Source organism: Micromonospora sp. NPDC004540 (genome assembly GCF_040610095.1).
Classification (GTDB): domain Bacteria; phylum Actinomycetota; class Actinomycetes; order Mycobacteriales; family Micromonosporaceae; genus Micromonospora.
On record NZ_JBEXLR010000017.1, the window covers coordinates 56,294 to 83,288 of the forward strand.

Consider the following 26,995-nt stretch of genomic DNA (forward strand, 5'->3'; position numbering starts at 1 on the left):
TTGCCGTGTCGGGCGTGTGGTCAGGCCAGGCGGGCGTTCAGCGTGATCTGCGCGCCCGGGGAGAGCAGCCGGGAGATCGGGCAGTTCTCCTTGGCCGCCTCGGCCAGCTTGGTGAACTCGGCCTCGTCCAGGCTCGGCACCTGGCCGACGGTCTCCAGGTCGATCCGGGTCACGGTCATGCCCGCGTCGGTCTTGTCGAAGTGCACCTTGGCGGTGGTCTCCACCGAGCTGTCGGTGGCGCCCGCATCGGCGAGCTGCTTGGAGAGGGCCATCGAGAAGCAGGCGGCGTGCGCGGCGCCGATCAGCTCCTCGGGGTTGGTGCCCTCGCCCTCCTCGAAGCGGGACTTGAAGGAATAGTTGCCGGTCAGGCCGCCCTTGCCGGTGCGGACGGTGCCGGACCCCTCGGTGAGGTTGCCCTGCCAACGAGCGGAAGCGGTACGGATAGGCATGGCACCGACGCTAACCGAAAGCGGCCCGCCCCGCACCGGGCTACGCGCTTGCGGCCCCTGTCACCGGGTGCCGGCTGTGTCATGATTCGACGCAGGCCCGCGTACGGGAAGGGTGGCCGATGTCCCAGGATCTCCCCATCCCCAGGCAGGACAACCGGTCCGACGACACCACCGTCGTGGAGTGGGGCGACGCCGAGCCGGCCCCGTCCGGCCGCGTCGGGCGGAGCCTGGCCGGCCTGGGTCGCGACCACCGCCTCCCGCCGGTGCTCGCCGGGCTCGGCGCGGTGGCCGCGATCGCCTCCCTGATCGGCGAGTGGCTGGTGATGACCGTGCCGAACGACGACCCGGAGGGGAACGGCCCGTTCCGGCTGCCGAGCGGGGTGGCGGAGGTGGGCGGCTTCGGGGTGGCGTACCTGGTGGGGCTGCTCGGCCTGGCGGCCGCCGTGGCCCTGGCGCTGCGTGGCGACCCGGCGGTGCGGCAGCACGCCCGGCTCGCCGGCCTCGGCGTCACGGCGGCCCTGCTCGCCGTGCTGACCGCGACCGCCTTCTCGCTGCAGGAGCTGGGCCAGCGGGCCCTCTTCTTCCCCACCGAGCAGCGGTTCCAGGTGGAGCACGGGCGCGGCCTGGTCACCGCCTTCCTGGCCACCGTGCTGCTGGCCGCCGCGCTGCACCTGTCCGGCCGGGTCGGCGTCCAGCCCGCCGGCCGGGCGGTCGAGCCCGGGGATGACCCGGCCGCCGGGGCGCCGGACGGCTGGTCCGGCCGGGGCCGGCGCCGGGCGGCCGAGGACGAGCTGCCGCCCGCCCCGGCGGACCTGAGCGTGCAGCCCACGACGCCCTTCGCCCACCCGGAACCGCCCCGCTGACCGGGCGCGGCCGCGCCCGCTGACCGCCCCGCAGCGGCGGCCCGTCACCACGTCGGGCCGGGCCGCGGGGGACATCCGACGGCCGCCGCGGGTTGGTGTCCGATTCGCCAAAAAGCCATGGTTGCGACCCGTTCCGCGAGATACGGTTGCTGCCCGCCGTCCGGTGGCCGCGGCACCGAGGACCTGGACGGCCGACGCGACGGCGGCGGGCGAAGGAGGAACGATGACCCGCCCGGGACTGCCCAAGCTGATCGCCACCGACCTCGACGGCACACTCGTCCGCAGTGACGAGACCGTCTCCGCGTACACCCACGAGGTGCTCGACCGGGTGCGGGCCGCGGGGATCCCGGTGGTCGGCGCCACCGGCCGGGGGCCGCGGCTGACCGAGCTGACCCGCAACGACATCCGCGCCGCCGACTTCCTGGTGATGGCCGGCGGGGGCCGGGTGGTCGACCAGAGCGACCCGGCGGGGCCGCTGGTGCTGCGCGACGAGCGCCTGTCCGGCACCGTGCTGGCCCGGATCCTGGCCGATCTGGAGACCGCCGTCGGCCCGCTCACCGTGATGGTGGAGGCGTCCGACGAGCACGACGCGCCGCTCTGGGGCGACTACCACCCGAGCTGGCCCTACCAGGACCGGTTCGAGGCGCGCAGCCGCGCGGAGTGCCTCTCCGGCGACGTGCTCAAGGCGTTCGCGCGGACCGCCGACCACCACGTGGACGAGCTGCTGGCGGTGGCCCGCCGGGTCGTCCCGGCCGAGCTGGCCACGCTCACCCAGGCCGGGCTCGGCTTCGTCGAGATCTGCCCGCCCGGGGTGGACAAATCCACCGGGCTCAGCGTGGTCGCCGAGCGGCTCGGCGTCGACCCGGCCGAGGTGCTGGTCTTCGGTGACCAGCCGAACGACCTGCCGATGTTCGGGTGGGCCGGCTGGGGCCGGGTGGCGGTGGCCAACGCGCACCCGGACGTGCGGGCCGCGGCCGACGAGATCACCCTGCGCAACGACGACGACGGCGTCGCGGTCTACCTGGACCGACTACTCTCCCGGTGATGGGAGAGGCACCACGGCTGGTCGCGACCGACATCGACGGCACCCTGCTCCGGGACGACCGGACGCTCAGCCCGCGTACCGCGGGGGTGCTGGCCCGGATCTCCGCGGCGGGCACGCCGGTCGTGCTGGTCACCGGCCGGCCCATCCGCTGGCTCCAGCTCGTGTACGACCAGCTCGCCGAGCCGCTCCCGGCGATCTGCGCGAACGGCGCGGTGGTGTACGACCCGGTCGCCGACGAGGTGCTCCGGGCCGACCCGCTCGCCCCCGAGCTGCTGGCCGAGGTGGCCCGGCGGCTGCGGGCCGAGGTGCCCGGGGTGAGCCTGGCCGTGGAGATCGTGGACAGCCGGCAGATGCGACACGAGGCACACTACCCCCTGCGCTGGGACGCCGACGCCGACGCCATCCGGGCCATCGAGTCGCCGGAGGAGCTGCTCGCCGTCCCGGCGGTGAAGCTGCTGGCCCGGGCCGGGGAGCAGGACCCGGACGTGTTCGTCCGGGTGGTGGCCGGCGCCCTCCAGGGGCTGGCCGAGGCGACCCACTCGTCCTACAGCGGGCTGGTGGAGATCTCCGCCGCCGGTGTGACCAAGGCGGCCGGCCTGGCCTGGTACGCGGCGCGGCTCGGCATCGACGAGCGGGACGTGCTGGCCTTCGGCGACATGCCGAACGACGTGCCGATGCTGACCTGGGCCGGCCGTGCGGTGGCGGTCGCCAACGCGCACCCGGCCGTCCTGGCGATCGCCGACGAGGTGACCGGGGCGAACACCTCCGACGGTGTGGCCGCGTATCTGGAGCAGGTCTTCGGGGTGGCCTGAGCGGCCGGGGCGCCGACGTGCCCCGGCCGGTTCAGAGGTACTGGCCGGGCGCGTGGCCCTCGTTGGTCTGCGGCATGCCCGGCATGCCCGGCACCACCCCGCCCGGGCCGCTGGGCAGCGCCTGCCGGCCGGAGCGCATCTGCTCCAGCTGGACGCGGGCGGCCATCTGCTGGGCGACCAGCGCGGCCTGGATGCCGTGGAACAGCCCCTCCAGCCAGCCGACCAGTTGGGCGTGGGCGATCCGCAGCTCACCCTCGCTGGGCGCCTGGTCCTCGGTGAAGGGCAGCGAGATCCGCTCCAGCTCCTCGCGCAGCTCGGGGGCGAGGCCCTCCTTCAGCTCGACGATCGAGCGCTCGTGGATCTCACGCATCCGGTGCCGGCTGGCGTCGTCCAGCGGCGCCGCCTTGACCTCCTCCAGCAGCTGCTTGATCATGCTGCCGATCCGCATCACCTTGGCGGGCTGCTCGACCAGGCGGGTCGGATCCTCGCCCTGGCCCTCATCGGTCTGCACGGTGCCGACCGGCCGACCGTCCGGCCCGACCACCACCACGGTGCCGGGGATGCCATCGTTGCCCTGTTCGTCGTCCTGTCCGGCGAAGCGCGCTTCGGTCATGGGACCCATCTTTACCCACCCCCACCACGCGCACGCGCCCGGACCGGCTGCCGGGCCGGAACCACCCGCCCCGGGGCGCGCTACCGTCGCCGTCATGCCCGCAGACCCGCGCGACGTGCTGACCCGGCCGGCCCCGCCGCCGGACGCCACCGTCACCTACGGCGACCACCCGGACCAGTGCGCCGACCTGCGCCGGCCAGCCGGCGACGGACCGCCCCGGCGGCTGGTGGTCGTGGTGCACGGCGGCTTCTGGCGGGCCGAGTACGACCGCACCCACACCGGCCCGATGGCGGCGGCGCTGGCCGCGCTCGGCCATCCGGTCGCCCAGGTCGAGTACCGGCGCACCGGCCAGCCGGGCGGGGGCTGGCCGCACACCCTCACCGACGTGCTGGCCGGGGTGGCGGCGCTGCCCGGGTTGGCCGCGGCCGCGTTGCCCGGCCGGGTGGCCCCGGTCCCACCGATCGTGGTCGGCCACTCGGCGGGCGGCCACCTGGCGCTGTACGTGGCCGCGCACGCCCCGACCACGGTCGGCGGCGTGCTGGCGCTGGCGCCGGTCGCGGATCTCGCCGAGGCGTACCGGCTGGACCTGGACGGCGGCGCGGTGGCCGCGCTGCTCGGCGGCGGCCCGGCCGAGTTCCCCGACCGGTACGCGGCGAGCGATCCATCGGCATTGGTGCCGATGCGAACACGGACGGTAGTCATCCACGGGACCCTCGATCAGCAGGTCCCGGTCGCCATCAGCCGCTCCTGGGTTGCCGCCGCCCGGGCAGCCGGCAGTCCCGCCACGTTGGTTGAGCTGCCCGGATGCGAACATTTCGGGCTGATCGCTCCGGACTCGGCGGCCTGGCCGCGGGTGGTCGCCACGTTGCGGTCCCTGCACGATGATCTTCCGAGCATTGACGCAGCGTCGTCGAGCAGGTAGAACGCCGAAGGGGCGTGCACCCCTGAACGCTCCATCGGGAAGGAAATCGGTGTCACAGATGAACCGCAGGCGGGCGCTACAACTGCTGGCCGCGCTGGGAACCACCGGGCTGGCGGCGGGCTGTGGCTCCGGGACCGACGCCGCGGACGAGGCCAAGCCGGGCAGCCCGATCAAGATCGGCCTGATCGTCCCGGGCAGCGGCCCGAACAAGGTCATCGGTGACGAGATCACCAACGGGTTCCAGCTCTTCCTCAGCCTCAACGACGGGCAACTCGGCGGCCACCCCGTGACGGTGGTGCCGGCCGAGGAGGGCGACACCGCCAAGACCGGCCAGGCCGCCGTCGACCGGCTGCTCAAGGAGGGCGTGCTCGCGCTCACCGGCGTGGTCAGCTCCGCCGTCATGTCGGGCATCCGGGATGCCGTGGAGCAGGCGCGGGTGCCGCTGATCGGCTCCAACGCCTCCCCCAAGAGCCTGCAGAGCGTCGTCTACATCTGGCGCACCTCGTACGTGCTGAACGAGCCGGGCGAGGCGCTCGGGCAGTACCTGCGGCAGACCCTCGACGCGTCCAGCCGGATCGCCATCTTCGCCACCGAGGGCCAGAGCAGCCGGGACGTCATCGGCGGCCTCCGGTACGGCTACGAGCAGGGCGGCCGCCGGCTCATCGAGGAGCCGGTCTTCACCAAGGACTACCCCAACCCCGGCAAGGGCGTCTACACCGGCACGATCACCACGGCCCTGCGCCGGCGCCCCGACGCCGTCTTCTGCCACTACGCCGGGACCCAGGCGGTGCAGTTCATCAAGCAGCTCTACGCCCAGGGATACAAGGGCCCGATCTACGGGCCGGGCTTCCTCACCGAGGGCACCGTGCTCAGCGCCCTCGACGACGAGGAGAAGGGCGAAGTGCGGGCACTGATCGAGAAGTACGGCATCGAGACCGCGCTGAACTACTCGGCCGACCTGAACAACACCGCCAACCGGGTGTTCGCCTCGGCGTACCGCAAGACGCACAACGCCTCCCCGACCACCTACGCGATGGCCTCGTACGACGCGGCGCAGGTGCTGGACAAGGCGATCCGGCTGGTCGGCGACAACCCGACCCCGCAGCAGGTCAACCTGGCGCTCGGCAAGATCGGCCAGATCGACAGCCCACGCGGCGCCTGGCAGTTCAACCAGCCGCGTACCCCGCAGCAGAAGTGGTACCTGCGCCGGGCCCAGCTCGACGGCCGGATGCTCGCCAACGTCGTGATCAACGAGCTGGCCACGCTCGGCTGATCCTCCCCGCGTACACGAAACGGGCGGCCTCCCCGCAGGGAGACCGCCCGTTTTCCGTTCGTCAGTGACGCAGCTCGGCGATGCAGCACTTCACGCTGCCGCCGCCCTTCTTCAGCTCGGCCAGCTCGACCGGGACCGGGTGGTAGCCGGCCGTCTTGAGCTTGCCGGCCAGCCGGGTCGCCTCGCTGTTCAGCACCACGTTGAGCCCGTCGCTGACCAGGTTGAGGCCGAAGGCCAGGGCGTCCTCGTCGTCCGCCACCACCGCGTCCGGGAAGAGCTGGGCGAGCACCTTCTGGCTGGCCGCCGAGAAGGCGCCCGGGTAGTAGACGATGTTCTCGTCGTCGATCGAGGCGAGCGCCACGTCCAGGTGGTAGAAGCGCGGGTCGACCAGGCGCAGCGAGATCACCGGCCGGCCGAGCGCCTCCTGCGCCTCGGCGTGCGCGGCCGGCTCGGTCCGGAAGCCGTGCCCGGCGAGGACCAGCCCGCCGTGCGCCTCCGGCAGGTAGGCGAAGTCGCCCTCACCCTCGTTGGTCTCGCTCGGCGCGATGAACCGCCAGCCGTTCTCCTCGTAGAACGCCCGGTGCGCGGCGGCCTCGGCGGCCCGCTGCTCGTGCTTGAACTGGGCGCCGTAGACCGTGCCGTCCACCACGAACGCGCCGTTGGCGGCGAAGACCATGTCCGGCAGCCCGCGCTCGGGGGTGAGCAGGTGCACCTCGTGGCCGAGGCCGACCAGGGTCTCCCGCAGGCGGTCCCACTGCTTGACCGCCAGCTCCGCGTCGACCGGGGCGGTCACGTCCATCCACGGGTTGATCGCGTACTCGACCGCGAAGTGCTCGGGCGAGCACATGAGATATGTCCGCTTTCGCGGGACTCGCTGCTGGTTCACGGTCACCAAGAGTAGGTACGGTACAACTTTGGTAACAGCCACAACCATTGCTTCCCTGAGGCGGAACGTTGCAGATAGACGCGGTCGACCAGCGAATCATTGCGTTGCTCGTGGCAGATGCCCGCGCCTCGTACGCGGACATCGGCACGCGGGTGTCACTCTCCGCCCCCGCCGTCAAGCGGCGGGTCGACCGGCTCCGATCCGCGGGGGTGATCCGGGGCTTCACGGCGGTCGTCGACCCGGCCGCCGTCGGGTGGACGACCGAGGCGTTCGTCGAGCTGTTCTGCGCCGGCCGGACCACCCCGGCCCAGATCGGCGCCGCCGCCCGGCGGCATCCCGAGGTGGTCGGCGCGTACACGGTCTCCGGCGAGGCGGACGCCCTGGTGCACCTGCGGGCCGCCGACATCGCGCATCTGGAGGAGGCGCTGGAGCGGCTGCGCGCCGAGTCGTTCGTCACCTCCTCCCGCAGCACCATCGTCCTGTCCCGGCTTGTCGAGTCCCCCGGCGTCGGCCCCTCCTCGGCTTGACCTCAACCTCGCTTCAGGTCGTTCACTGGACCGCGGGCGTTGGCGAGCAGCGAGGAGGCGACGTGCGGGCGGTGTGGCTACGGGAGTTCGGCGGGCCGGAGGTGCTGGTCCCGGGACCGGCGCCGGATCCGGTACCCGGTCCGGGGCAGGTGCTCGTCGAGGTCGTCCACGCGAACATCACCTTCGTCGAGACGATGTTCCGGGCGACCGGGTTCGGCCCGTTCACCGCTTCCCTGCCGGTGATCCCCGGCAACGGCGTCGGCGGGACGATCACCCGGGTCGGCGCCGGGGTGGACCCGGTACTGGTCGGGCGGCGGGTGGTCAGCGTCACCGGCGGCTCCGGCGGGTACGCCGAGCGCGTGGTGGTGGACCAGGCCGCGCCGATCCCCGTACCGGACGGGTTGCCCCTGGACGCGGCCGTGGCGCTGCTCGCCGACGGCCGGACCGCGCTCATGCTGGCCCGGGCGGCCGGGTTGCGGCCCGGCGAGCGGGTGCTGGTCGAGGCGGCCGCCGGCGGGGTGGGCGGCCTGCTCACCCAGCTCGCCACCGCGGCCGGCGCGCGGGTCGTCGCCGCGGCCGGCGGTCCCCGCAAGGTCGCCCTGCTCCGCGAGCGCGGCCTCGACCCGGTGGTCGACTACCGGCAGCCCGACTGGACCGACCAGGTCCGGGCCGCCGTCGGCGGGATCGACGTGGTCTTCGACGGGGTGGGTGGACCGCTCGCCCGGGCGGCCTTCGACCTGCTCGACCGGGGCGGGCGGATGCTCAGCTTCGGGCTGGCCGGCGGCGCCTGGGCGGACCTGCCCGAGGCGGAGGTCGCCGCCCGCGAGGTGACCCTGGTCCGCGCCGGCGGCACGCCCGACGAGCTGCGCGCCCTCAGCGAACTGGCCCTCGCCGAGGGGGCCGCCGGCCGACTCCGGCCGCTGATCGGGCAGCGCTTCCCGCTGGACCGGGCCGCCGACGCGCACGCCGCCATCGAGTCCCGGGCCACGGTCGGCAAGACCCTCCTCGACGTGCGCTGACCGGCGCGGTCAGAGGTACATGCCGGTGCGGTGCTCCTGCGACCGGGCCGGCTTGTCCCCCTCGCCGAAGAAGCGCTTGCCGCCGAACTCCCCGTGCAGCCGGTCGTCCAACTCGTCGGCCAGTCCGGTCATCACCTGCACGGCGAGCATCAGGTGGGTGGCCTGGAAGTTGCGGCCGAAGACCGGGATCGAGGCCCACACCGTGTCGTCGGCGCAGTAGAGCCGGCCGATCGGCATCCGGTTGGTCAGCTCGGAGAGCTTCACGTAGAGCCGCTCGGTCGGCTCGACCTCGGTGAGCACCGGGGAGAAGACGTCGACCAGGGGCGGGTTGTCGCGGACCCGGACGAAGACCATCGCCGAGCCGGCGCGGATGTTGATGTCGCCGTCCGAGTCGACCTGCACCTGGTCGGCCTTGGACTTCAGCATGGTGGAGACCACCGTGCGCACCCGCTCCTCCAGGGCCAGCACATCGTTCTCGCCGGCCTGGGCCGTGGCGGCGGCCGCCAGCGCCTCGTCGAGGTCGGCCTCCACGTCGCGGTCCGGGCCGAACTCGCTGCGCGCGGTGCCGAGCGGCTCCTCCGGCAGCGGCTCCCCCTCGGCGTCGTGCACGAGATAGACCAGGAAGGCGGGGTGCGGGGCGCCGTAGACGTCGCGCAGGGTCCGGGACAGCACGGCCGACAGCCGGGTGGCCTCGTCGGCGACGCAGTCGAGACCGAACTGCTCACCGGAGCCCGCCACCACGCCGGGCGGGGACCAGCCGAGCGCGATCATGTCGGCCACCGCGGCCCGGTCCAGCCGGTAACCCTGGGGCAGTGTGGCGTTGCTGACGGCGCGGGCCGAGAGGCGGCCCTCCTCGACGGCGTCCACGCTCACCGAGTAGACGGCGTCCCCGGTGCCGGAGGCGGTCGGGTCGAGGGTGACCTCCAGGTGCGCGCCGGCGGGCAACCCGCGCAGCCGCTCGGCCAGCGCGCGGGCGAACTCCCGCCACGCCTCGGTCACCTTGGCCCGCAGGTCGGCCGTGGTCGGCTCGTCCAGCAGGACCGACTCGTGCTGCTCCGGCATCGCGCCGGCGGGCTCACCGGCCGGCGCCGAGGGGTGGTCTGCCGTCATGATCGCCTCCGTCCGTCCTCGCCACCCTACCCACGGGCGGTGGGGGTCGAATCACCCCGACCGGGATCGGACAGCGGGCCCGGAGGCGCTACTCCGCGGGGGCGGTCCCGTCCAGCTCCACCGGCCAGGTGCCGGCCAGCGCGCTGAGCCGCGCGGCCGCCGCGGCCGGGTCCGCGCCACGCCCCACGGCCACCCCCAGCAGGTACGCGGTGACCGGCGCCCCGGGCCGCAGCACCTGGTGCGCCACATCCTTCGCCAGGTCGAGCACGGTCGGCACCGGCACCTCGGCCCGGTCCAGCCCCAGCTCGGCGCAGGCCGCCGTGACCCAGTCGTCCATCACCGTCATCGCGTCCACTCCTCGGCCCGGCGTACGTCCTCGTCAGTGTCGCAGTCGAACCAGGGCGGCGGCCCGGACCCGGACCAGGACACCTCCCGCACGGTCGTGCCGGCCAGCAGCCCGCGCACCGGCGCCCCGTCGACCGTGCCGCCGCGCTCGGCGGCGAGCCGGTCGAGAGCGGCCCGCAGGGCGGCCACCCGCCACACCGCGCAGAGTTGCTGCCGGCGGCCCTCGGCGTCGATGTAGCAGGCCACCCCGGCGGCCGAGCCGTCGAGGGCGCCCCGCAGCTCAGCCACCGCCGCCGGGGTGAGCAGCGGCAGGTCGGCCGCGAGCAGGGCGACGGTCGTCGTGCCGGGGTCGAGCAGGGCAAGTCCCGCGGCGGTCGCGGCCACCGGGCCGCCGCCGGGCGGCTCCTCCCGGGTCACCCGGACCCCCTCGGGCACCGGACCGGCCGGCCCGACCACGATCCGGGCGCCCGCGTCGGCCACCGCCGCCAGCACCCGGTGCAGCATCGGCCGGCCGCCGACCGGGCGGGCCGGCTTGTCCACCCCGCCCATCCGGCGGGCCGCGCCGCCCGAGAGCACCACCGCCGCGTACGCCGTCACCGGCCCACGGTAACCGCGGTGGCGTCGCCGTGCGGGTGCCCGGGGGCGCGGGGCAGGATGGCGGCATGGGACGGGCGACTGACCGGCGCGGCGTGCTCCGGATCGACCTCGACGCGACGGCCGACGGGCGGGCGCGGATACGCCGGCAGGACACCATGGCGGTGGAGGAGCCGCTGGAGATCCGGGTCGGCCCGCCCGGGCCCGGCCGGCGCAGGCCGCTCGCAGTGACCATGCGCACCCCCGGCGACGACCTCGACCTGGCGATCGGCTTCCTGCTCACCGAGGGGCTGATCCGGTCGGCCGACGACGTGCGCACCGCGCAGCTCTGCGCCGGGGCGGAGACCCCGAACACCTACAACGTGGTCGACGTGGTGCTGGCCCCCGGCGTGCCGGAGCCCGTCACCGACCCGGCCCGCAACTTCTACACGACCAGCTCGTGCGGGGTCTGCGGCAAGGCCAGCATCGACTCCGTCCGGACCCGCTCCCAGTTCGCCGTGCGCGAGGACCCGCTGGCGGTGACCGCCGAACTGCTCGCCGCGCTGCCCGACCGGCTGCGCGCGGCCCAGCGCGCCTTCGACCGCACCGGTGGGCTGCACGCGGCCGGCCTCTTCACCGCGGGCGGTGAGCTGGTGGTGCTGCGCGAGGACGTCGGCCGGCACAACGCGGTGGACAAGGTGGTCGGCTGGGCCGTCCGGGAACGCCGGCTGCCGCTGGCCGGGCACGTGCTGCTGGTCTCCGGCCGGGCCAGCTTCGAGCTGACCCAGAAGGCGTGGATGGCCGGGGTGCCGCTGCTCGCCGCGGTCTCGGCGCCCAGCACGCTCGCCGCCGACCTGGCCGAGGAGGCCGGGATGACGCTGGTCGGCTTCCTGCGCGGCGGGACCATGAACGTCTACACCGGGACGCAGCGGGTGCCCGGCTGACCCGGTCACCGGCGGGGGCGGCGCCGCCGGGGGCGGAGCACCGCCCGGCCGGCGGTCGCGGGCCAGCCGTCCAGCTCGGACGGGGAGAGCCCGCGGCGGAGCGCGTCGTCGAGGAGCACGGCGAGCGAGTAGCCGGGGTGGGTGCCGAGCACCCGCTCCAGGGCGACGGCGGCCAGCGCGCCGTGCCCGGCCCGCCAGGCGGCGAAGGCCAGCAGGCTGCCCGGCGCGGCGATCAGCTCCGGCTCGGCCCGGCGCAGCACGTCGGTCCAGAGGCCGATGTCGGCGTCCCGGCCGTCGGTGCGGGACCAGGCGTGGTCGCGGACCGGAAGGTGCGTGAGAAGCACGGTCAGCCAGGCCACCTCGTCGTCGCCGAGCCGCTCACCGCGCCGGTGCCGGCGGAACGCGGTGCGCACCGCCGCCAGCCCCGCCGACCGGAGCGCCCGCGCGTCCATCGGCCCGGCGCCGACGGCCTCCCCGGCACGCCCGGCCGGTTCCTCAGCAGGACCGGCCGCCTCCCCGGCACGCCCGGCCGCCTCCCCGGTTGGTCCGGCCGCCGTCCCGGCGAGTCCGGCCAGCCGGCGGTGGGCCCGGACGGTGGCCCGGCGCATGGCCACCCGGACCGGCCCGCCGAGCGGTGACACCTGCGCGGCCAGCGCGGCACGGTCGGGCAGGGCGACCTGACCGGCGAAGACGGCCGCCGCGCTCACCGCGCTGGCCGCCGGGTCGTAGGGGGTGCCCTCGGGCGGGCAGCAGGCCGGCTCGGCGCAGAGGTAGGACCACCAGCGCCCGTCCGTGACCCGGAGCGCGTCGAGGACGAGCAGCCCGGCGCCGTCCAGCGCCTCGCCGACCGCGTCCACGGCGCCGGTCACCCGGGCCGCCGGACCGTAGCCGATGACGGTGGCGGCGTCGGTGCCCTGCCGGGCCACCACCTCGGCCAGGTGCCGGGCGGCCGGACCCGGGTCGGCGCCCGGATCGGGCAGGTCGCCCCGGGCGGCGAAGACCACCCGCCGGCCGCGCACCGCCACCACCACGACGCTGTCGGCGGGATGGAAGCCGAGCAGGTAGGGCACGGCGGCGACGAGGTCGGCGGGCGAGCGGACGGCGAGGCGGGGACGCTCGGTGGAGTTCATGCCGGGAGCGTGCGGCGGACCGGTGCCGGCACGACAGGCCCTGTGGACGACACGCGGGTTGTCCACAGATACGGAGAGTATTGGCGCAGGTGGCCGAGGAACAGCACCCACCGGAGCCGCACACGGCCCGCACCGGCCCACCGGACCGGCTACCTTGCGCTCATGGACCTGGCGTACCTGCGGGCACACCCGGAGCACCTGCCGACCTTCCTGACCCACCAGCGGATCCGGGAGACGCCGGTCTCCGGCGGGGACATCTGCGTCGCCTCCCGGCTCACGCTGGACGACGGGCACTCGGTCTTCGCCAAGACCTGGCCGCAGCGGGCGGGGCGCCCGGTGCCCGAGGGCTTCTTCGCCGCCGAGGCGGCCGGTCTGCGCTGGCTGCGCGAGGCCGGCACGGTCGCCGTACCGGAGGTGGTGGTGGCGCTGCCGGAGCTGCTGGCGCTCGAGTGGGTCGAACCCGGCGAGCCGACGCCGGAGGCGGCCGAGCTGTTCGGCCGCGAGCTGGCCGGGCTGCACCGGGGCGGGGCCCCCGCCTTCGGCGCCGACTGGACCGGGTTCATCGGCGCGCTGCCGCAGGACAACACCCCCGACCCGGGCCCGTGGTCCGAGTGGTTCCCCCGGCGGCGACTGCTGCCCTACCTGCGAATGTCGGTCGACAACGGCGCGCTCACCACCGCGGAGGCCGGCCCGGTCGAGGAGCTGCTCGACCGGATCGCCGAGTTCGGCGGCGACGAGCCGCCGGCCCGGGTCCACGGCGACCTCTGGCCCGGCAACCTGCTCTGGGGCCTCGACGACCGGGTGTGGCTGGTCGACCCCGCCGCGCACGGCGGCCACCGGGAGACCGACCTGGCCCAGCTCGCCCTCTTCGGCGGCCCGCCGCACCTCGACCGGATCACGGCCGCCTACCGGGAGGCGTGGCCGCTGGCCGACGGCTGGCGGGAGCGGTTGCCGCTGCACCAGCTCCACCTGTTGCTGGTGCACACCGCGCTGTTCGGGGCGGCGTACCGGGCGGCGGTGGACTCCGCCGCCCGCGCCGCGCTGCGCGGCGCCGGACGCGCTACGGTCGACGGATGACCGCCGCCCCGACGACGACCGACGGGGTCCTCGTCGACCGGTACGGCCGCGTCGCCCGGGACCTCCGGGTCTCGCTGACCGACAAGTGCAACCTGCGCTGCACCTACTGCATGCCGGCGGAGGGGCTGCCCTGGCTGGCCGGGCCGCAGCTGCTCGACGACGACGAGATCGTCCGGCTGATCCGGGTGGCGGTGCACCGGCTCGGCGCCACCGAGGTCCGCTTCACCGGCGGCGAGCCGCTGATCCGGCCGGGCCTGGCCCACATCGTGTCGGCGGTGGCCGCGCTCGAGCCCCGCCCGCGCATCTCGCTGACCACCAACGGCATCGGCCTCGACCGCCTCGCGCCCACCCTGCGCGCCGCCGGGCTGGACCGGGTCAACGTCTCGCTGGACACCCTGGACCCCGCCCGGTTCGCCGAGCTGACCCGGCGGGACCGGCACGCCGACGTGCTGGCCGGGCTGGCTGGCGCGGCGGCCGCCGGGCTGACCCCGGTGAAGGTCAACGCCGTGCTGATGCGCGGGGTCAACGACGACGAGGCGCCCGCGCTGCTCCGCTTCGCCCTGGCCCACGGCTACGAGCTGCGGTTCATCGAGCAGATGCCGCTGGACGCCCAGCACGGCTGGGACCGGTCGACCATGGTGACCGCCGACGAGATCCTCGCCGCCCTGCGGGCCGAGTTCGCGTTGACCCCGGACCCGCACGAGCGGGGCGCGGCTCCGGCCGAGACCTGGCTGGTGGACGGCGGCCCGGCCCGGGTCGGGGTGATCGCCAGCGTGACCCGGCCGTTCTGCGGCGACTGCGACCGGACCCGGCTCACCGCCGACGGTCAGGTCCGCAACTGCCTCTTCGCCACCGAGGAATCCGACCTGCGGGGCGCGCTGCGCGCCGGGGCGGACGACGAGGAGCTGGCCCGACGCTGGCGGGCCGCGATGTGGGGGAAGCGGGCCGGGCACGGCATCGACGACCCCACCTTCCTGCAACCCACCCGCCCGATGTCGGCGATCGGAGGCTGACCGGTGCAGCTCACCGTCCGCTATTTCGCCGGTGCCCGGGCCGCGGCCGGCCGCGCCGAGGAGACCGCGTCCGCCGGCCGGTCGCTCGACGAACTGCTCGACGAGCTGACCGGGCGGCACGGCGAGCGGCTGGCCATGGTGCTGAAGGCGGCGAGCTTCCTGGTCGACGGGGTGGCCTGCCATGATCGTCAGGCACCGCTGCCGGCCGGGGCGACGGTTGACGTGCTGCCGCCCTTCGCGGGCGGCTGAGGGAGGCACCCGTGTTGGCGATGGCGACGTTCCTGGGCTTCGCTGTGCTCGTCACCGCCCTGATCCACCTCTACCTGTGGAAGCGGCTGGTCCGCGACACCACCCGCCCGGGCCGCTGGCGGAAGGCCGGCGGGGTGGTCGCGCTGCTGCTGGCGCTGCTGATTCCCGCGACCATGGCGGGCACCCGCAACGGCTCCTACTGGCTGGCCTGGCCGGGCTACCTCTGGCTGGCCCTGATGTTCTACCTGCTGGTGCTGCTGCTGGTGCTGGAAGTGCCCATGGCGATGGCGAAGCTGGTGCTGCGCCGCCGCGAGCGGGCCGCGACCGGCACGACTGCCGAGCCGTCGATGGCACCGGCGGTGGCCGGCCTGGCGGCCGCCTCTGCCGCCGGCGTCGCCGAAGCAGCCGCGGCCGGCCCTGCGTCCACCTCGCATGTCGCGCTCGCGGAGCCACCCGTCGTGGTGGCGGAGGCGCGGTCCGCCGGGTCGGCCGAGCCGCCGGCCGGCGAGGACAGCGCACCACCGGCCGCCGGTCCGGCCGGGGACCCGCCGGACCACGACCCGTCCCGCCGGTTGCTGCTCGCCCGGGGGGCGGCGATCTTCGCCGGGCTCACCGCCGCGGGCGTCACCGGGTACGGCGTACGCACCGCGATGGGACCGCCCCGACTGGACCGGGTGCGGATCCCGCTGGCCCGGCTGCCCCGCGCCATGGACGGGCTGCGCATCGCCACCGTCTCGGACATCCACCTCGGGCCGCTGCGCGGCCGGGCGCACACCGAGCGGATCGTCGCGATGATCAACCGGCTCGACGCCGACCTGGTGGCGGTCGTCGGTGACCTGGTCGACGGCTCGGTCGCCGAGCTGGACACGGCCGCGGAGCCGCTGCGCGACCTGCGCTCCCGCTACGGGAGCTTCTTCGTCACCGGCAACCACGAGTACTACTCCGGCGTGGAGGAGTGGGTGCGGGAGGTGGACCGGCTCGGCCTGCGGGTCCTCCAGAACGAGCGCCAGGAGATCCGGGCCCGGGGCGGCGTGCTCGACCTGGCCGGGGTCAACGACGTCACCGCCACCGGCACCGGGCTGGCCGCTCCCGCCGACTACGCCGCCGCCCTGGGCGACCGCGACCCGGGCCGCCCCGTGGTGCTGCTCGCCCACCAGCCGGTGGCCGCGCACGAGGCGGCGAAGTTCGGTGTGGACCTCCAGCTCTCCGGGCACACCCACGGCGGCCAGATGGTGCCGTTCAACCTGCTGGTCAAGCTCCAGCAGCCGGTGGTCTCCGGTCTGGGCGAGGTGGACGGCACCAAGGTCTACGTGACCAACGGCGCCGGCTTCTGGGGCCCGCCGGTCCGGGTCGGCGCGCCGCCGCAGGTGACCCTGGTCGAGCTGCGCGCCCCATAGCGCGTCCGGGCCGCCCGGTCCAGCACCCCATTGCTCAGGTCACGCCTACGCGTGGCGGCGGGCGGCCGGGGGACCGGGCGTGACAGGATGCGGCGTGCCTCCGTTCAGCGCCGCACCCCCCGGTGGCCTCCCGCCGTTCGTCGCGGATCTGCACATCCACTCGAAGTACTCGCGCGCGTGCAGCCGTGACCTGACCCTGCCGAACCTCGGCTGGTGGGCCCGACGCAAGGGCATCGGCGTGCTCGGCACCGGCGACTTCACCCACCCCGCCTGGTACGACCACCTGCGCGAGACCCTGCACCCCGCCGAGCCCGGCCTCTACCGGCTGAGCCCCGAGGCGGAGCGGGACATCGCCCGGCGGCTGCCGCCCCGGCTGGCGAGCGAGGCGGAGGCGGACCCGGTCCGGTTCATGCTCAGCGTGGAGATCTCCACGATCTACAAGCGGGACGACCGGACCCGGAAGGTGCACCACCTCATCTACCTGCCAGACCTGGACGCGGTGGCCCGGTTCAACGCCGCGCTGGGGCGGATCGGCAACCTGGGCTCGGACGGCCGGCCGATCCTCGGGCTGGACTCCCGCGACCTGCTGGAGATCACCCTGGAGGCCAGCCCCGACGGCTACCTGGTACCGGCGCACATCTGGACGCCCTGGTTCTCCGCGCTCGGCTCGAAGTCCGGCTTCGACGCGATCGCCGACTGCTACGCCGACCTCGCCCAGCACATCTTCGCCGTGGAGACCGGCCTCTCCTCCGACCCGGAGATGAACTGGCGGGTCGGCAGCCTGGACCGCTACCAACTGGTGTCGAACTCCGACGCGCACTCGCCGCCGGCGCTGGCCCGGGAGGCCACCGTCCTCGACTCGGCCCGCGACTACTTCGCCATCCGCGAGGCGCTGCGCACCGGCGACGGGCTGGCCGGCACCATCGAGTTCTTCCCGGAGGAGGGCAAGTACCACGCCGACGGCCACCGGCTCTGCGGGGTGAACTGGTCCCCCGAGCGCACCCGCGAGGCCGGCGGGCGCTGCCCGGAGTGCGGCAAGCCGCTGACGGTGGGCGTACTGAGCCGGGTGGAGGAGTTGGCCGACCGGCCCGAGGGGCACCGGCCGGCGCACGCCCGGCAGGTGACCCACCTGGTGCCGCTGGCCGAGATCCTCGGCGAGCTGAACCGGGTGGGCGCGCGCTCCAAGAAGGTCGAGGGGAAGCTCCACGAGCTGATCGCCGCGCTCGGCCCGGAGCTGGACATCCTGACCCGCACCCCGCTGGACGAGATCGGCCGGGTCGGCGGTGAGCTGCTCGCCGAGGGCATCGGCCGGCTGCGCCGCGGTGAGGTGCGCCGGATCCCCGGCTACGACGGTGAGTACGGCGTGATCACCCTCTTCGAACCGGCCGAGCTGGGGTCGTCGACCGGGGGCACCGGCCAGGACACGCTCTTCGACGTACCCGTGCCCGCGCAGCGGAAGCCCGCGGAGCCGGCGCCCAAGCCGAAGGCCCGGCGCCCGGCGGCGGCCAAGGCGGAGCCGAAGCGCAAGCCGGCCCCGCCGCCCGCGCCACCGATCGCGCCGGCGCCCTCCCCGCACGAGCCGTTCGAGCCGATGCTCGCCGGGATGGAGGAGGTCGGCACCGGGCTGCTGGACCGGCTCGACGCCATGCAGCGGGTGGCCGCCTCCGCGCCGGGCGGCCCGCTGCTCATCGTGGCAGGCCCGGGCACCGGCAAGACCCGGACGCTGACGCACCGGATCGCGTACCTCTGCGCGGAGCTGAACGTCTTCCCGGAGCAGTGCCTGGCGATCACCTTCACCCGGCGGGCCGCCGAGGAGCTGCGGCACCGGCTGGACGGGCTGCTCGGCCCGGTGGCCGAGGACGTCACCGTCGGCACCTTCCACTCGCTGGGCCTGACCATCCTGCGGGAGAACGCCGGGGCGGCCGGGCTGCCGGCCGACTTCCGGATCGCCGACGACGCCGACCGGGCCGCGGCCCGCGCGGAGGCCGGCGACGACGACGAGCGGTACGCCGGGCTGCTGCGCAAGCGGGACCTGGTCGACCTGGACGAGCTGCTCACCCTGCCGGTGGCGCTGCTGAAGGCGGACCGGAAGCTGGTCCGGGAGTACCGCGAGCGCTGGAAGTGGATCTTCGTCGACGAGTACCAGGACGTCGACGCCGTCCAGTACGAGCTGCTCCGGCTGCTCAGCCCGGCCGACGGCAACCTCTGCGCGATCGGCGACCCCGACCAGGCGATCTACTCGTTCCGGGGCGCGGACGTCGGCTACTTCCTCCGCTTCTCCCAGGACTTCACCGACGCCCGGCTGGTCCGGCTGAACCGCAACTACCGGTCGTCGGCGCCGATCCTCGCCGCCGCCGTGCAGGCCATCGCGCCGTCGTCGCTGGTCCGCGGCCGCCGCCTCGACCCGGCCCGGCTCGACCCGGAGGCCCCGCTGGTCGGTCGCTACGCCGCGACCTCCGTCGCGGACGAGGCCGATTTCCTGGTACGCACCATCGACGACCTGGTCGGCGGCCTCTCCCACCGCTCGCTCGACTCGGGCCGGATCGACGGGCGGGCCACCTCGCTGTCCTTCTCCGACATCGCGGTGCTCTACCGCACCGACTCGCAGGCCGCGCCCCTGGTGGACGCGCTGGCCCGGGCGAACATCCCGGTGCAGAAGCGCTCGCACGACCGGCTGCGCGACCGGCCGGGGGTGACCGCCATCGCCCGGGAGCTGCGGCACGCCGGGCTCGACGGTTCGCTGGCCGCCCGGGTACGGCTGGCCGGCCAACTCCTGGCGGAACGCTTCGCCGTGCCGACGCTCGACGGCTCCGGCGCGGTACGCCCCGAGGACGTCCGCACCGCCGTCGACCTGCTCACCCCGCTGGCCCGGCGCTGCGGCGACGACCTCGGGCTATTCCTCGCCCAGCTCGCCACCGGGGCGGAGGTGGACGCCCTCGACCCGCGCGCCGAGGCGGTCACCCTGCTCACCCTGCACGCGGCGAAGGGGCTGGAGTTCCCGGTGGTCTTCCTGGTCGGTGCCGAGGACGGGCTGCTGCCGCTGCGCTGGCCCGGCCAGGAGCCGGACGACGACGCGGTGGCCGAGGAGCGGCGGCTCTTCTTCGTCGGGCTGACCCGGGCCCAGGACCGGCTCTACGTGAGCCACGCCGCGCGGCGCACCCGGCACGGTTCGGAGCGCGAGTGCCGCCCGTCCCCGTTCCTCGACGTGATCGACCCGGGCCTGTTCGAGCGCTTCGGCGACACCGAACCCCGCCGCCCCCGGGATCGCCAGCTCCGCCTGATCTGAGGGCGCGCGACCGGGTCAGGCGAGCAGGACGGCGAGCCAGGCGCCGGTGAGGAGCGCCGGGCCGAACGGGAGCAGGGTGTCCCGACGGACCCGGTGGGCGGCGAGCAGGGCGAGGACGACCACCCCGTTCAGCAGGTGCGGAAGGAGCAGGCCGAGGCCCAGGGTCGGCCAGCCGAGCCAGCCGAGCGGCAGGCCGAGCGCGGCGGCGAGCTTGACGTCGCCGAAGCCGAGCCGGGCGCGGGGGAGCAGCGCGAGCAGCACGTGACCGGCGAAGGAGACGGCCGCGCCGGCGAGGGCGGCCAGCAGGCGGCCCGGGGCGCCGGTGGCCAGGGCGGCCGCAGCCAGGCCGAGTCCTCCCGCTCCCGCCGTGGCGGTCACCAGCGGGTCGGGCAGCCGCAGGCGCGCGAGGTCCACGAGAGCGAGCGCCAGCCCTACCGCCGCCATCGCCAGGTAGGCCGGCAACGCCGGGTCACCGCCTCGCGCGGCGGCGAGCCCGCCGAACACCGACGCCCCCGCCAGCGTCACCGCGAGCGGGTTGCCCCGGCGGCCCGCGCCGGCACCGGACGGCGCGCCACGAGGCCGGGCGACCGATCCCGCGGACGTGGCGGCCGAGGGCCGAGCGCGGGCGGAGAGCCGGGCGAGCGGGAGGGCGACCCGGCCGGCCAGCGCGCCGAGCAGCGCGACTCCCGTCACCAGCCCGGCCGACACGGGCCGGACGTTACCGGCGGGCCGGCTCCGGGGCCGCCCCGTCAACCGGTTGTGGCGCCGACCGGCGCGGGCGCTCGGTGCTCACCACCACCGCGACGCCGGCCACGATCACCGCGCCGCCCAGCAGCACCTGCGCGGTCACCGGCTCGGCGACGAGCAGCGCGCCGAGCGCCACGGCGACCGCCGGGTTCACGTACGCGTACGTGGAGACCAGGGAGATCGGGGCGTGGGCCAGCAGCCAGACGTACGCGGTGAACGCGACCAGCGAGCCGGCCACCATGAGGTAGGCCAACGCCGCCCAGGAGCGGCCGGTGACCTCGGCGGGGGAGAAGCCGTGCAGCTCGCCCCGGAGGGTGGCGATCACGGCGAGCGCCGCCGCGCCGGCGACCATCTCGTAGACGGTGGCCACGAACGGGTCGTCCGGCATCCGGATCCGGCCCGACAGGTACGAGCCGACCGACCAGCTGACCGCCCCCGCGACGACGGTCAACGCGCCGGCCAGCGGCACGCTCCCCGACCCGCCGCTCGGCAGCACGAGCAGCACGAGGCCGACGAAGCCGAGGGCCACCCCGGCGAAGGTCCACGGCCGCGGGCGGTCGCCGCCGAGCGTCCGCAGCAGCACCACCAGGAGCGGGACGGTGGCCACCAGCAGCGCGGCGATCCCGGAGGGCAGGGCGGTGCCCTCCGAGCCGGACTCGGCGAGCACCACGAGACCGTTGCCGCCGGCCAGCAGCAGCACCCCGACCAGCGCGGCCCAGCCGAGCTGCCGGCGGTCGACGCGGAGCGCCCCCGGCCCGCGGCGCAGCCGCAGCACCAGGGCGAGCACGCCTGCGGCGGCGGCGAACCGCAGCGCGGCGGAGGTGAGCGGCGGCAGGGACTCGACCGCGACCCGGATGCCCAGGTAGGTCGAACCCCAGAACACGTAGACCAGGACCAGCGCGGTCCAGATCAGGGCGGGACGGGCCGGGGTGGCGGCGTGGTCGACGGCGGGCGTCGCACTCGTGGGGCGTGAGCTCATCGGTGGACCACGCTACGGTGACCACGGCGTCGGCGTCCCCTGTTGGTGGCCGGCCTCTCAGCACTGGCGTACGCAGGAGGGCGTTCATGTCGAACTTCGGACCACCGGGCGGCGGCTCCCCCGAGCCGTGGGGTGGACGGCGCCCCGACGACGCGTACGCTCCGCCGACCGATCCGCGCTACGACCCGGGGTACGGCGGACAGCCGGGCGGCTGGGGCGAGCCGCCGACCCAGCAGTACGAGCCCGCCCAGCAGTACGAGCCCGCCCAGCACTACGAGCCGCCTGCCCAGCGCTACGACCAGCCGACCCAGCGCTACGAGCCGGGCCCCGCCTGGAACGCCGGCCCGCCGCCCGCCGCCCCGCCCTACCAGGGCTACCCGGCCGACCCCGGTTACGGCGGGCAGCCGCCGTACGCCGAGCCGACGCCGCCGAAGCGCGGCAAGGGGCCGCTGCTCGTGGTGCTGGTCGTGCTGGCGGTGCTGCTGCTCGGCGGCGCCGGGGCGTACTGGGTGCTCGGCCGGGACGACGCGACCCCGACGGCCGGAACGGGCCCCTCCTCGACGCCGGCCGCCGACCCGACCGGGGCGGCGAGCGAGCCGGCCGACGCCGCCACCACCCCGCCGGCCCCGGCCTCCTCGACCGACCCGCGCTTCGTGAAGGCCGGCCAGTGCGTCGCCAACGAGGGCGGCTCCGCCCAGCCGAAGCTGGTGATCACCGAGTGCGGCGCCAAGACCTACCAGGTGCTGCGCCGCATCGACGGGTCGACCAGCGGCAAGAAGGACGCCGAGTCGAAGTGCGCCAAGGTCGAGGGCTACACCGACTGGTACTTCTTCGACAGCCAGCTCGACACCCTCGACTTCGTGCTCTGCCTCAAGCGGCGGTAGGAGACCGTAGGCAAAACTAGGGCTGTCTAGCGTCCAGGCTAGACAGCCCTAGTTTTGTCTCGACGCCCGACACGCGGTAGCCGCATCTACGCATGTCTAGCCCCGCCGCTAGACGGCCCGATACTGTGCGATTCGTGGATCCGGTCCGCAACCCGTACGCCCCCGGCGCCGGTCAGCGCCCGCCCGAACTCGCGGGGCGGGGGCGGGAGCTGGACGTCTTCGACGTGGTGCTGGAGCGGATCGCCCGCGGCCGGCCGGAACGCAGCCTGATGCTCACCGGGCTGCGCGGCGTCGGCAAGACCGTCCTGCTCAACACGCTGCGCTCGCAGGCCATCAACCACCTCTGGGGCACCGGCAAGATCGAGGCCCGGCCGGACCAGTCGCTGCGCCGGCCGGTCGCCGCCGCGCTGCACATGGCGGTCCGCGAGCTGGCCCCCCGGCACCGCGCCCCGGACCGGATCGACGCGTTCCTCGGGGTGCTCAAGGCGTTCGCCCAGCGCGCCGCGACGGCCGGGCGCGGCGGGGCCGCCCCGAAGCTGCGCGACCGCTGGCAGCCCGGCATCGACGTCCCGGCCAGCAGCGGCCGGGCCGACTCCGGGGACATCGAGATCGACCTGGTCGAGCTGCTCACCGACGCCGCCGCCGTGGCCACCGACGTAGGCACCGGCATCGCGATCTTCATCGACGAGATGCAGGACCTCGGCGCGGAGGACGTCTCCGCGCTGTGCGCCGCCTGCCACGAGCTGTCCCAGCTCGGCGCGCCGCTGATCGTGGTGGGCGCCGGGCTGCCGCACCTGCCGGCCGTGCTGAGCGCCGCGAAGTCATACTCCGAACGGCTCTTCCGCTACCAACGGATCGACCGGCTGGACCGCATCGCCGCCGACCAGGCGCTCTGCGCGCCGGCCGAGCGGGAGCAGGTCGAGTACGAGCAGAAGGCCCTCGACCTGCTCTACGAGAAGTCCGGCGGCTACCCCTACTTCGTCCAGGCGTACGGGAAGGCCACCTGGGACCACGCGCCCCGCTCGCCGATCACCGCCGCGGACGTCCGGGTGGCCGCACCCGAGGCGGAGGCCGAGCTGGCAGTGGGTTTCTTCGGCTCGCGGTTCGAGCGGGCCACCCCGGCCGAGCGCGAGTACATGCGCGCCATGGCCACGCTCGCTCTGGTGGACGGCGAGGAGGGCGGCCGCGACGACATGGACGCGGCGGTGCCCACGGCGGAGATCGCCCGGGCGCTCGGCCGCAAGCCGGCCAGCCTCTCCCCGGCCCGGGACGCGCTGATCAAGAAGGGCCTGATCTACTCGGGCGAGCGGGGGACGGTCGCGTTCACCGTCCCGCACTTCGGCCGCTACCTGCGCACCCAGCCGGCCTGACCGCCGGTCAGACCGTCGACCAGGGCGACGGGAAGACGACCTCGCCGGCCGGGGGCGACGGCTCGTCACTGGTGGACGGCGGCAGCACCAGCGCCTGCCACGGCTCCCCCAGCCCCGACCACGGACTGGTCAGTCCCAGCCGGTCCGCCCGGCCGAACCCGAAGCGGCGGTAGTACGCCGGGTCGCCCAGCACCACCACCAACCGCTCGCCCAGTTCGGTCGCGGCGTCGAGGGCGGCCTGCACCACCGCCGCGCCGTGCCCGATCCGCTGCCGGTGCGGGGCGACCGCCACCGGGCCCAGCGCCAGCGCCGGCCAGGCCCCGCCGTCGGTGCGCACCTGCACCCGGGAGAGCAGCGCGTAGCCCACCACCTCGCCGCCGTACTCGGCGACCATGGCCAGCTCCGGGATCCAGGCGTCGCTGCGCCGGAGGTCCTCGACCAGCCCCACCTCGGGCGGGGTGGCCACGTCGGGGCGGGCGAACGCGGCGGCCAGCACCCGGGCGACCGGCGCCTCGTCCGCCGGGTCCTCGGGTCGGAGTCGCAGGGTCGTCACCCGCGCGACCTTACCGTCCAGAGCCCGTCCATCCGCGACGGTCGCTGAAATCGGTACCCGACGGACGTCCACGTCGGCCGATCCCTTTCGGGTGTTGCAGGGGTGGCGAGGGCCGCGACGGGGTATGACTGACCCATGAAGCCCGTGCGCTCCCTCGCCCGCGTCATGTTGAGCGGCATCTTCGTGGTCAGCGGCGCCCGCAACCTGCGGAACCCGGGACGACTGGTCCCGGCCGCACAGCCGATCACCGACAAGGTCACGCCGCTGATCCAGAACCTCAACCCCCGCATCCCCACGGACACCGCGACGCTGGTCCGGGCCAACTCGGCCACCCAGCTGATCGGCGGGCTGATGCTGGCGACCGGCAGGTTCACCCGGCCGGCCGCGCTCGTGCTCGCCGCCACCCTGGTGCCGACCACCGCCGCCGGCCATCCCTTCTGGACCAACGACGACCCCGCGATGCGGAACAACAACCAGATCCACTTCCTGAAGAACCTCGGGCTCTTCGGCGGTCTCCTCCTCGCCGCCGCCGACACCGAGGGCAAGCCGGGGCTCCGCTGGCGCGCCGGCCACCGGATCAACCACTCGCGCCGCTCCGTGCAGCGCGCGGTCCGGACCGCCCGCCGGGAGGCGAAGATCGCCGTGCGCTCCGCGGCCACCGCCCGTCGAATGCCCGGCTGACCTGCATCAATACGGCCACCACCCCCCGCAAGGCCACCAATCACCTGAACCGTCCGAGACCCGTTAACGCGGTGGAAATGTCAAAAACACGTGTGGGATCGGACACGGTCGCATAACGCGGGAGGCAGCAACGTGAGGCGCCGTTCTAGGCTCCGTGCTGGACCTGGACGGGCAGGACGATCTTGGTACGGGGGTGGCCACGCCATGCCGACGACAGTCGGTAGACGGATGGACCGCCTCGTTCCCATCCAGCGCGTGACGCGCGGGATCGATCGCCGGATCGTCGTGCGGACCGGCGTCGTGGCCGGCGTCGCCTACGCCGCCTGGCTCGCCATCGGCGCCTTCGGGCGGCCGTACAACTTCTTCGACATGAAGATCTACCACGGCGCCGTGGTGTGGTGGGCGAGCGGCAACGAGCTGTACGACTTCATCGCCCCCTCGACCACCCTGGGCTTCACCTACCCGCCGTTCGCCGGCCTGGCCATGCTGCCGATGTCCTGGCTGCCGGTCGACGCCGCCGGCTGGCTCAACGCCCTGGCCAGCATCGCCGCGCTCGCCGTCGTGCTGGCCGCGCTGCTGCGCCCGATCGTCGACCGGCTCGGCTGGTCGCTCTGGTTCACCGTCGGCATCGCCACCCCGCTGGCCGTGGCCATCGAGCCGTCCCGGGAGACCCTCGGCTACGGCCAGGTCAACCTGCTGCTCTTCGCGCTGATCATGGCGGACCTGGTCGGGCTGCGCTGGCGGGCCCGGCGCGGCACCCACCACGACACCGCCGACTCGGCCCTGGCCCGGTTCGTCTACAGCGGCACCTGGGCGGGAGTCGGCATCGGCCTGGCCACCGCGGTCAAGCTCACCCCGGCGCTCTTCGTCGGCTACCTGGTCATCACCCGGCAGTGGCGGGCCGCGCTGACCGCGGTCGCCACCACCATCGGCGTCACCGTCGCGACCTTCGGGCTGGTCGGCGCGGAGTCGCGGACCTACTTCACCAGCGTGCTCTGGCAGACCGAGCGGGTCGGCGCGGCGGACATGACCGCCAACCAGTCCCTCGCCGGCCTGCTGGCGCGGCTCTACGACTCGATCGAGACGCCCGGCCTGCTCTGGCTGGCCTTCTCGGTGCTGATGCTGGCGCTGGGGCTGTCCCGGGCGGTCAGCGCCCGCGCCGACGGCGACGAGCTGACCGCGTTCACCCTGGTCGGGCTCACCGCCAACGTGATCAGCCCGATCTCCTGGTCGCACCACCTGGTCTGGGTCATCCCGGCCGTCATCGTGCTGGCCGACGCCGCGGTACGCCGCCGCGAGGCGAGCCGCGGCCTCCTGCCCCGGGGCACCGGCACGCCGCCGGCCAGCGGGGTGCCGGCGCTGCGCCCGCCGATCTGGTACCCGACCCTGACCGGGCTCCGGCACGGGGTCGGCGCGCTCGGGCTCTACCTGCTCTTCCTGATCTCGCCGATCTGGCCGTACGAGCACCAGCTCCCCGAGGTGTCCCACTACCAGGACGGCCTGTTCGGCGCGCTGATGGAAAACTCCCTGGCGATCGCCCTCATCGTGCTGGTCGCGGCGCTGCCCTGGCGCCCCGGCGCCGAGCCGGCGTTCTATCACGACCGGCTCGCCCGGACGGCACAGCTCGCCGCCCGGCGCTGAGGAGTCAGGGGCAGTTCACCCACTCCTCGGTGCCGTCGGCGAACACCTGCCGCTTCCAGATGGGCAGCCGCGCCTTCACCTCGTCGACCAGCCGCGCGCAGGCCGCGAAGGCCGCCGCCCGGTGCGCCGTGCTGACCGCCGCCACCAGGGCCACGTCGCCGATCTCCAACGGCCCGATCCGGTGCGACACGGCCACCGCGTAGACGTCGGGGTCGGCGGCGATCTCGGCCGCCACCTCGCGCAGCACGGCCTCGGCGGTCGGGTGGCCCTCGTACTCGAGCCGGGTGACCGGGCGGCCGTGGTCGTGGTCGCGGACCACACCCTGGAACGAGACCACCGCGCCGGCCCGGCGGTCGGCGACCGCCGCCTCGTGCGCGGCCAGGTCCAGCGGCCGGTCGGTCACCGCGCCGAGGACCACGCCCAACGTTCCACCCTGGTTCGTCGCCTCCGGGCTCGCGCTCACAGCGTCGCCTTCCGTTCGCGACTGCGGGGCTCGCAACCCCGGCTCACTCCTCGCGCTCACAGCGTCGCCTTCCGTTCGCGACTGCGGGGCTCGCAACCCTGGCTCACTCCTCGCGCTCACAGCGTCGCCTTCCGTTCGCGACTG

General features: G+C 74.9%; 28 protein-coding genes. 17 read left to right on the top strand and 11 right to left on the bottom strand.

All coding sequences use genetic code 11. The features are described 5' to 3' along the window. Positions 1–20 precede the first annotated feature (20 nt). Positions 21–449, bottom strand: a complete 429-nt coding sequence (locus tag ABZV78_RS08885; protein ID WP_355636748.1) for an OsmC family protein — start codon at positions 447–449, stop codon at positions 21–23. Positions 450–568: 119 nt separating this feature from the next. On the opposite strand from ABZV78_RS08885, the gene ABZV78_RS08890 reads away from it, so the two are divergent. The 3 genes from ABZV78_RS08890 (at position 569) to ABZV78_RS08900 (ending at position 3,169) form a co-directional block, all read left to right on the top strand. After that, positions 569–1,312 (top strand): hypothetical protein, encoded by a 744-nt coding sequence (locus tag ABZV78_RS08890; RefSeq protein ID WP_355636750.1) that lies wholly within the window; start codon positions 569–571, stop codon positions 1,310–1,312. Between the two features lie 223 nt (positions 1,313–1,535). Then, positions 1,536–2,357 carry an HAD hydrolase family protein gene (locus ABZV78_RS08895; protein ID WP_355636752.1) on the top strand — a complete coding sequence of 274 codons (822 nt, stop codon included), beginning with the start codon at positions 1,536–1,538 and terminating at the stop codon, positions 2,355–2,357. Further along, complete coding sequence (locus ABZV78_RS08900) at positions 2,357–3,169, top strand: HAD family hydrolase (RefSeq protein ID WP_355636754.1); 813 nt, start codon at positions 2,357–2,359, stop codon at positions 3,167–3,169. Before ABZV78_RS08895 ends, ABZV78_RS08900 begins: the two co-directional genes overlap by 1 nt. A 31-nt stretch (positions 3,170–3,200) precedes the next feature. On the opposite strand, the gene ABZV78_RS08905 is transcribed toward ABZV78_RS08900, so the two are convergent. Further along, complete coding sequence (locus tag ABZV78_RS08905) at positions 3,201–3,791, bottom strand: bacterial proteasome activator family protein (RefSeq protein WP_355636756.1); 591 nt, start codon at positions 3,789–3,791, stop codon at positions 3,201–3,203. A gap of 85 nt (positions 3,792–3,876) precedes the next feature. Here ABZV78_RS08905 and ABZV78_RS08910 point away from each other — a divergent pair, with 85 nt between their 5' ends. Both ABZV78_RS08910 and ABZV78_RS08915 read left to right on the top strand, forming a co-directional pair. After that, positions 3,877–4,704, top strand: a complete 828-nt coding sequence (locus ABZV78_RS08910) for an alpha/beta hydrolase (RefSeq protein WP_355636758.1) — start codon at positions 3,877–3,879, stop codon at positions 4,702–4,704. A gap of 49 nt (positions 4,705–4,753) precedes the next feature. Further along, complete coding sequence (locus tag ABZV78_RS08915; RefSeq protein WP_355636760.1) at positions 4,754–5,977, top strand: ABC transporter substrate-binding protein; 1,224 nt, start codon at positions 4,754–4,756, stop codon at positions 5,975–5,977. A 61-nt stretch (positions 5,978–6,038) separates the two neighbouring features. Here the strand turns inward: ABZV78_RS08915 and ddaH are convergent, their stop codons facing one another. Then, complete coding sequence (ddaH, locus tag ABZV78_RS08920) at positions 6,039–6,872, bottom strand: dimethylargininase (protein WP_355636762.1); 834 nt, start codon at positions 6,870–6,872, stop codon at positions 6,039–6,041. A 59-nt stretch (positions 6,873–6,931) separates the two neighbouring features. Here ddaH and ABZV78_RS08925 point away from each other — a divergent pair, with 59 nt between their 5' ends. Beyond that, complete coding sequence (locus tag ABZV78_RS08925) at positions 6,932–7,390, top strand: Lrp/AsnC family transcriptional regulator (RefSeq protein WP_091265141.1); 459 nt, start codon at positions 6,932–6,934, stop codon at positions 7,388–7,390. Between the two features lie 62 nt (positions 7,391–7,452). After that, complete coding sequence (locus ABZV78_RS08930; RefSeq protein ID WP_355636764.1) at positions 7,453–8,409, top strand: zinc-binding dehydrogenase; 957 nt, start codon at positions 7,453–7,455, stop codon at positions 8,407–8,409. A 9-nt stretch (positions 8,410–8,418) separates the two neighbouring features. On the opposite strand, the gene ABZV78_RS08935 is transcribed toward ABZV78_RS08930, so the two are convergent. The 3 genes from ABZV78_RS08935 to ABZV78_RS08945 form a co-directional block, all read right to left on the bottom strand. Beyond that, the gene (locus tag ABZV78_RS08935) at positions 8,419–9,519 is read right to left on the bottom strand and encodes a hypothetical protein (RefSeq protein ID WP_355636766.1); all 1,101 of its coding nucleotides are present in this window, start codon (positions 9,517–9,519) and stop codon (positions 8,419–8,421) included. Between the two features lie 88 nt (positions 9,520–9,607). Beyond that, on the bottom strand, positions 9,608–9,865 hold the full coding sequence (locus ABZV78_RS08940; protein ID WP_355636768.1) for a DUF6457 domain-containing protein: 258 nt from the start codon (positions 9,863–9,865) through the stop codon (positions 9,608–9,610). After that, a complete protein-coding gene (locus tag ABZV78_RS08945; RefSeq protein ID WP_355636770.1) occupies positions 9,862–10,461 on the bottom strand; it encodes an NTP transferase domain-containing protein in 600 nt (199 codons plus the stop codon). Before ABZV78_RS08945 ends, ABZV78_RS08940 begins: the two co-directional genes overlap by 4 nt. Positions 10,462–10,526: 65 nt before the next feature. Here ABZV78_RS08945 and fdhD point away from each other — a divergent pair, with 65 nt between their 5' ends. Beyond that, positions 10,527–11,381: a formate dehydrogenase accessory sulfurtransferase FdhD gene (gene fdhD / locus ABZV78_RS08950; RefSeq protein WP_355636772.1), complete on the top strand. Its 855-nt coding sequence runs from the start codon at positions 10,527–10,529 to the stop codon at positions 11,379–11,381. 5 nt (positions 11,382–11,386) lie between these two features. On the opposite strand, the gene ABZV78_RS08955 is transcribed toward fdhD, so the two are convergent. Next, positions 11,387–12,511, bottom strand: coding sequence for a DUF4192 domain-containing protein (locus tag ABZV78_RS08955; protein ID WP_355636774.1), 1,125 nt, complete (start codon positions 12,509–12,511; stop codon positions 11,387–11,389). 162 nt (positions 12,512–12,673) lie between these two features. On the opposite strand from ABZV78_RS08955, the gene ABZV78_RS08960 reads away from it, so the two are divergent. From ABZV78_RS08960 to ABZV78_RS08980, 5 genes are all read left to right on the top strand, one after another. Beyond that, on the top strand, positions 12,674–13,588 hold the full coding sequence (locus ABZV78_RS08960; RefSeq protein ID WP_355636776.1) for a fructosamine kinase family protein: 915 nt from the start codon (positions 12,674–12,676) through the stop codon (positions 13,586–13,588). After that, the gene (moaA, locus tag ABZV78_RS08965; RefSeq protein ID WP_355636778.1) at positions 13,585–14,601 is read left to right on the top strand and encodes a GTP 3',8-cyclase MoaA; all 1,017 of its coding nucleotides are present in this window, start codon (positions 13,585–13,587) and stop codon (positions 14,599–14,601) included. Before ABZV78_RS08960 ends, moaA begins: the two co-directional genes overlap by 4 nt. Positions 14,602–14,604: 3 nt before the next feature. After that, positions 14,605–14,850 carry a MoaD/ThiS family protein gene (locus ABZV78_RS08970; protein WP_355636780.1) on the top strand — a complete coding sequence of 82 codons (246 nt, stop codon included), beginning with the start codon at positions 14,605–14,607 and terminating at the stop codon, positions 14,848–14,850. Positions 14,851–14,870: 20 nt separating this feature from the next. Then, positions 14,871–16,247 carry a metallophosphoesterase gene (locus ABZV78_RS08975; RefSeq protein WP_355636811.1) on the top strand — a complete coding sequence of 459 codons (1,377 nt, stop codon included), beginning with the start codon at positions 14,871–14,873 and terminating at the stop codon, positions 16,245–16,247. 94 nt (positions 16,248–16,341) lie between these two features. Further along, positions 16,342–19,533, top strand: coding sequence for a UvrD-helicase domain-containing protein (locus ABZV78_RS08980; RefSeq protein ID WP_355636781.1), 3,192 nt, complete (start codon positions 16,342–16,344; stop codon positions 19,531–19,533). A 15-nt stretch (positions 19,534–19,548) separates the two neighbouring features. Here the strand turns inward: ABZV78_RS08980 and ABZV78_RS08985 are convergent, their stop codons facing one another. After that, the gene (locus ABZV78_RS08985; protein ID WP_355636783.1) at positions 19,549–20,241 is read right to left on the bottom strand and encodes a prepilin peptidase; all 693 of its coding nucleotides are present in this window, start codon (positions 20,239–20,241) and stop codon (positions 19,549–19,551) included. A 10-nt stretch (positions 20,242–20,251) separates the two neighbouring features. Further along, complete coding sequence (locus tag ABZV78_RS08990) at positions 20,252–21,259, bottom strand: EamA family transporter (protein ID WP_355636785.1); 1,008 nt, start codon at positions 21,257–21,259, stop codon at positions 20,252–20,254. 86 nt (positions 21,260–21,345) lie between these two features. On the opposite strand from ABZV78_RS08990, the gene ABZV78_RS08995 reads away from it, so the two are divergent. Then, the gene (locus ABZV78_RS08995; RefSeq protein WP_355636787.1) at positions 21,346–22,143 is read left to right on the top strand and encodes a flagellar basal body protein FliL; all 798 of its coding nucleotides are present in this window, start codon (positions 21,346–21,348) and stop codon (positions 22,141–22,143) included. A gap of 134 nt (positions 22,144–22,277) precedes the next feature. Next, the gene (locus ABZV78_RS09000) at positions 22,278–23,513 is read left to right on the top strand and encodes an ATP-binding protein (RefSeq protein ID WP_355636789.1); all 1,236 of its coding nucleotides are present in this window, start codon (positions 22,278–22,280) and stop codon (positions 23,511–23,513) included. A gap of 7 nt (positions 23,514–23,520) precedes the next feature. Here ABZV78_RS09000 and ABZV78_RS09005 read toward each other — a convergent pair whose 3' ends face one another. Continuing rightward, positions 23,521–24,066 (bottom strand): N-acetyltransferase, encoded by a 546-nt coding sequence (locus tag ABZV78_RS09005; RefSeq protein ID WP_355636791.1) that lies wholly within the window; start codon positions 24,064–24,066, stop codon positions 23,521–23,523. A gap of 135 nt (positions 24,067–24,201) precedes the next feature. On the opposite strand from ABZV78_RS09005, the gene ABZV78_RS09010 reads away from it, so the two are divergent. Continuing rightward, complete coding sequence (locus tag ABZV78_RS09010) at positions 24,202–24,747, top strand: DoxX family protein (RefSeq protein WP_355636793.1); 546 nt, start codon at positions 24,202–24,204, stop codon at positions 24,745–24,747. A gap of 204 nt (positions 24,748–24,951) precedes the next feature. Next, positions 24,952–26,388 carry a glycosyltransferase 87 family protein gene (locus ABZV78_RS09015; protein ID WP_355636795.1) on the top strand — a complete coding sequence of 479 codons (1,437 nt, stop codon included), beginning with the start codon at positions 24,952–24,954 and terminating at the stop codon, positions 26,386–26,388. Between the two features lie 4 nt (positions 26,389–26,392). Here the strand turns inward: ABZV78_RS09015 and ABZV78_RS09020 are convergent, their stop codons facing one another. Then, positions 26,393–26,812, bottom strand: coding sequence for a molybdenum cofactor biosynthesis protein MoaE (locus tag ABZV78_RS09020; RefSeq protein WP_355636813.1), 420 nt, complete (start codon positions 26,810–26,812; stop codon positions 26,393–26,395). Between the last annotated feature and the right edge of the window lie 183 nt (positions 26,813–26,995).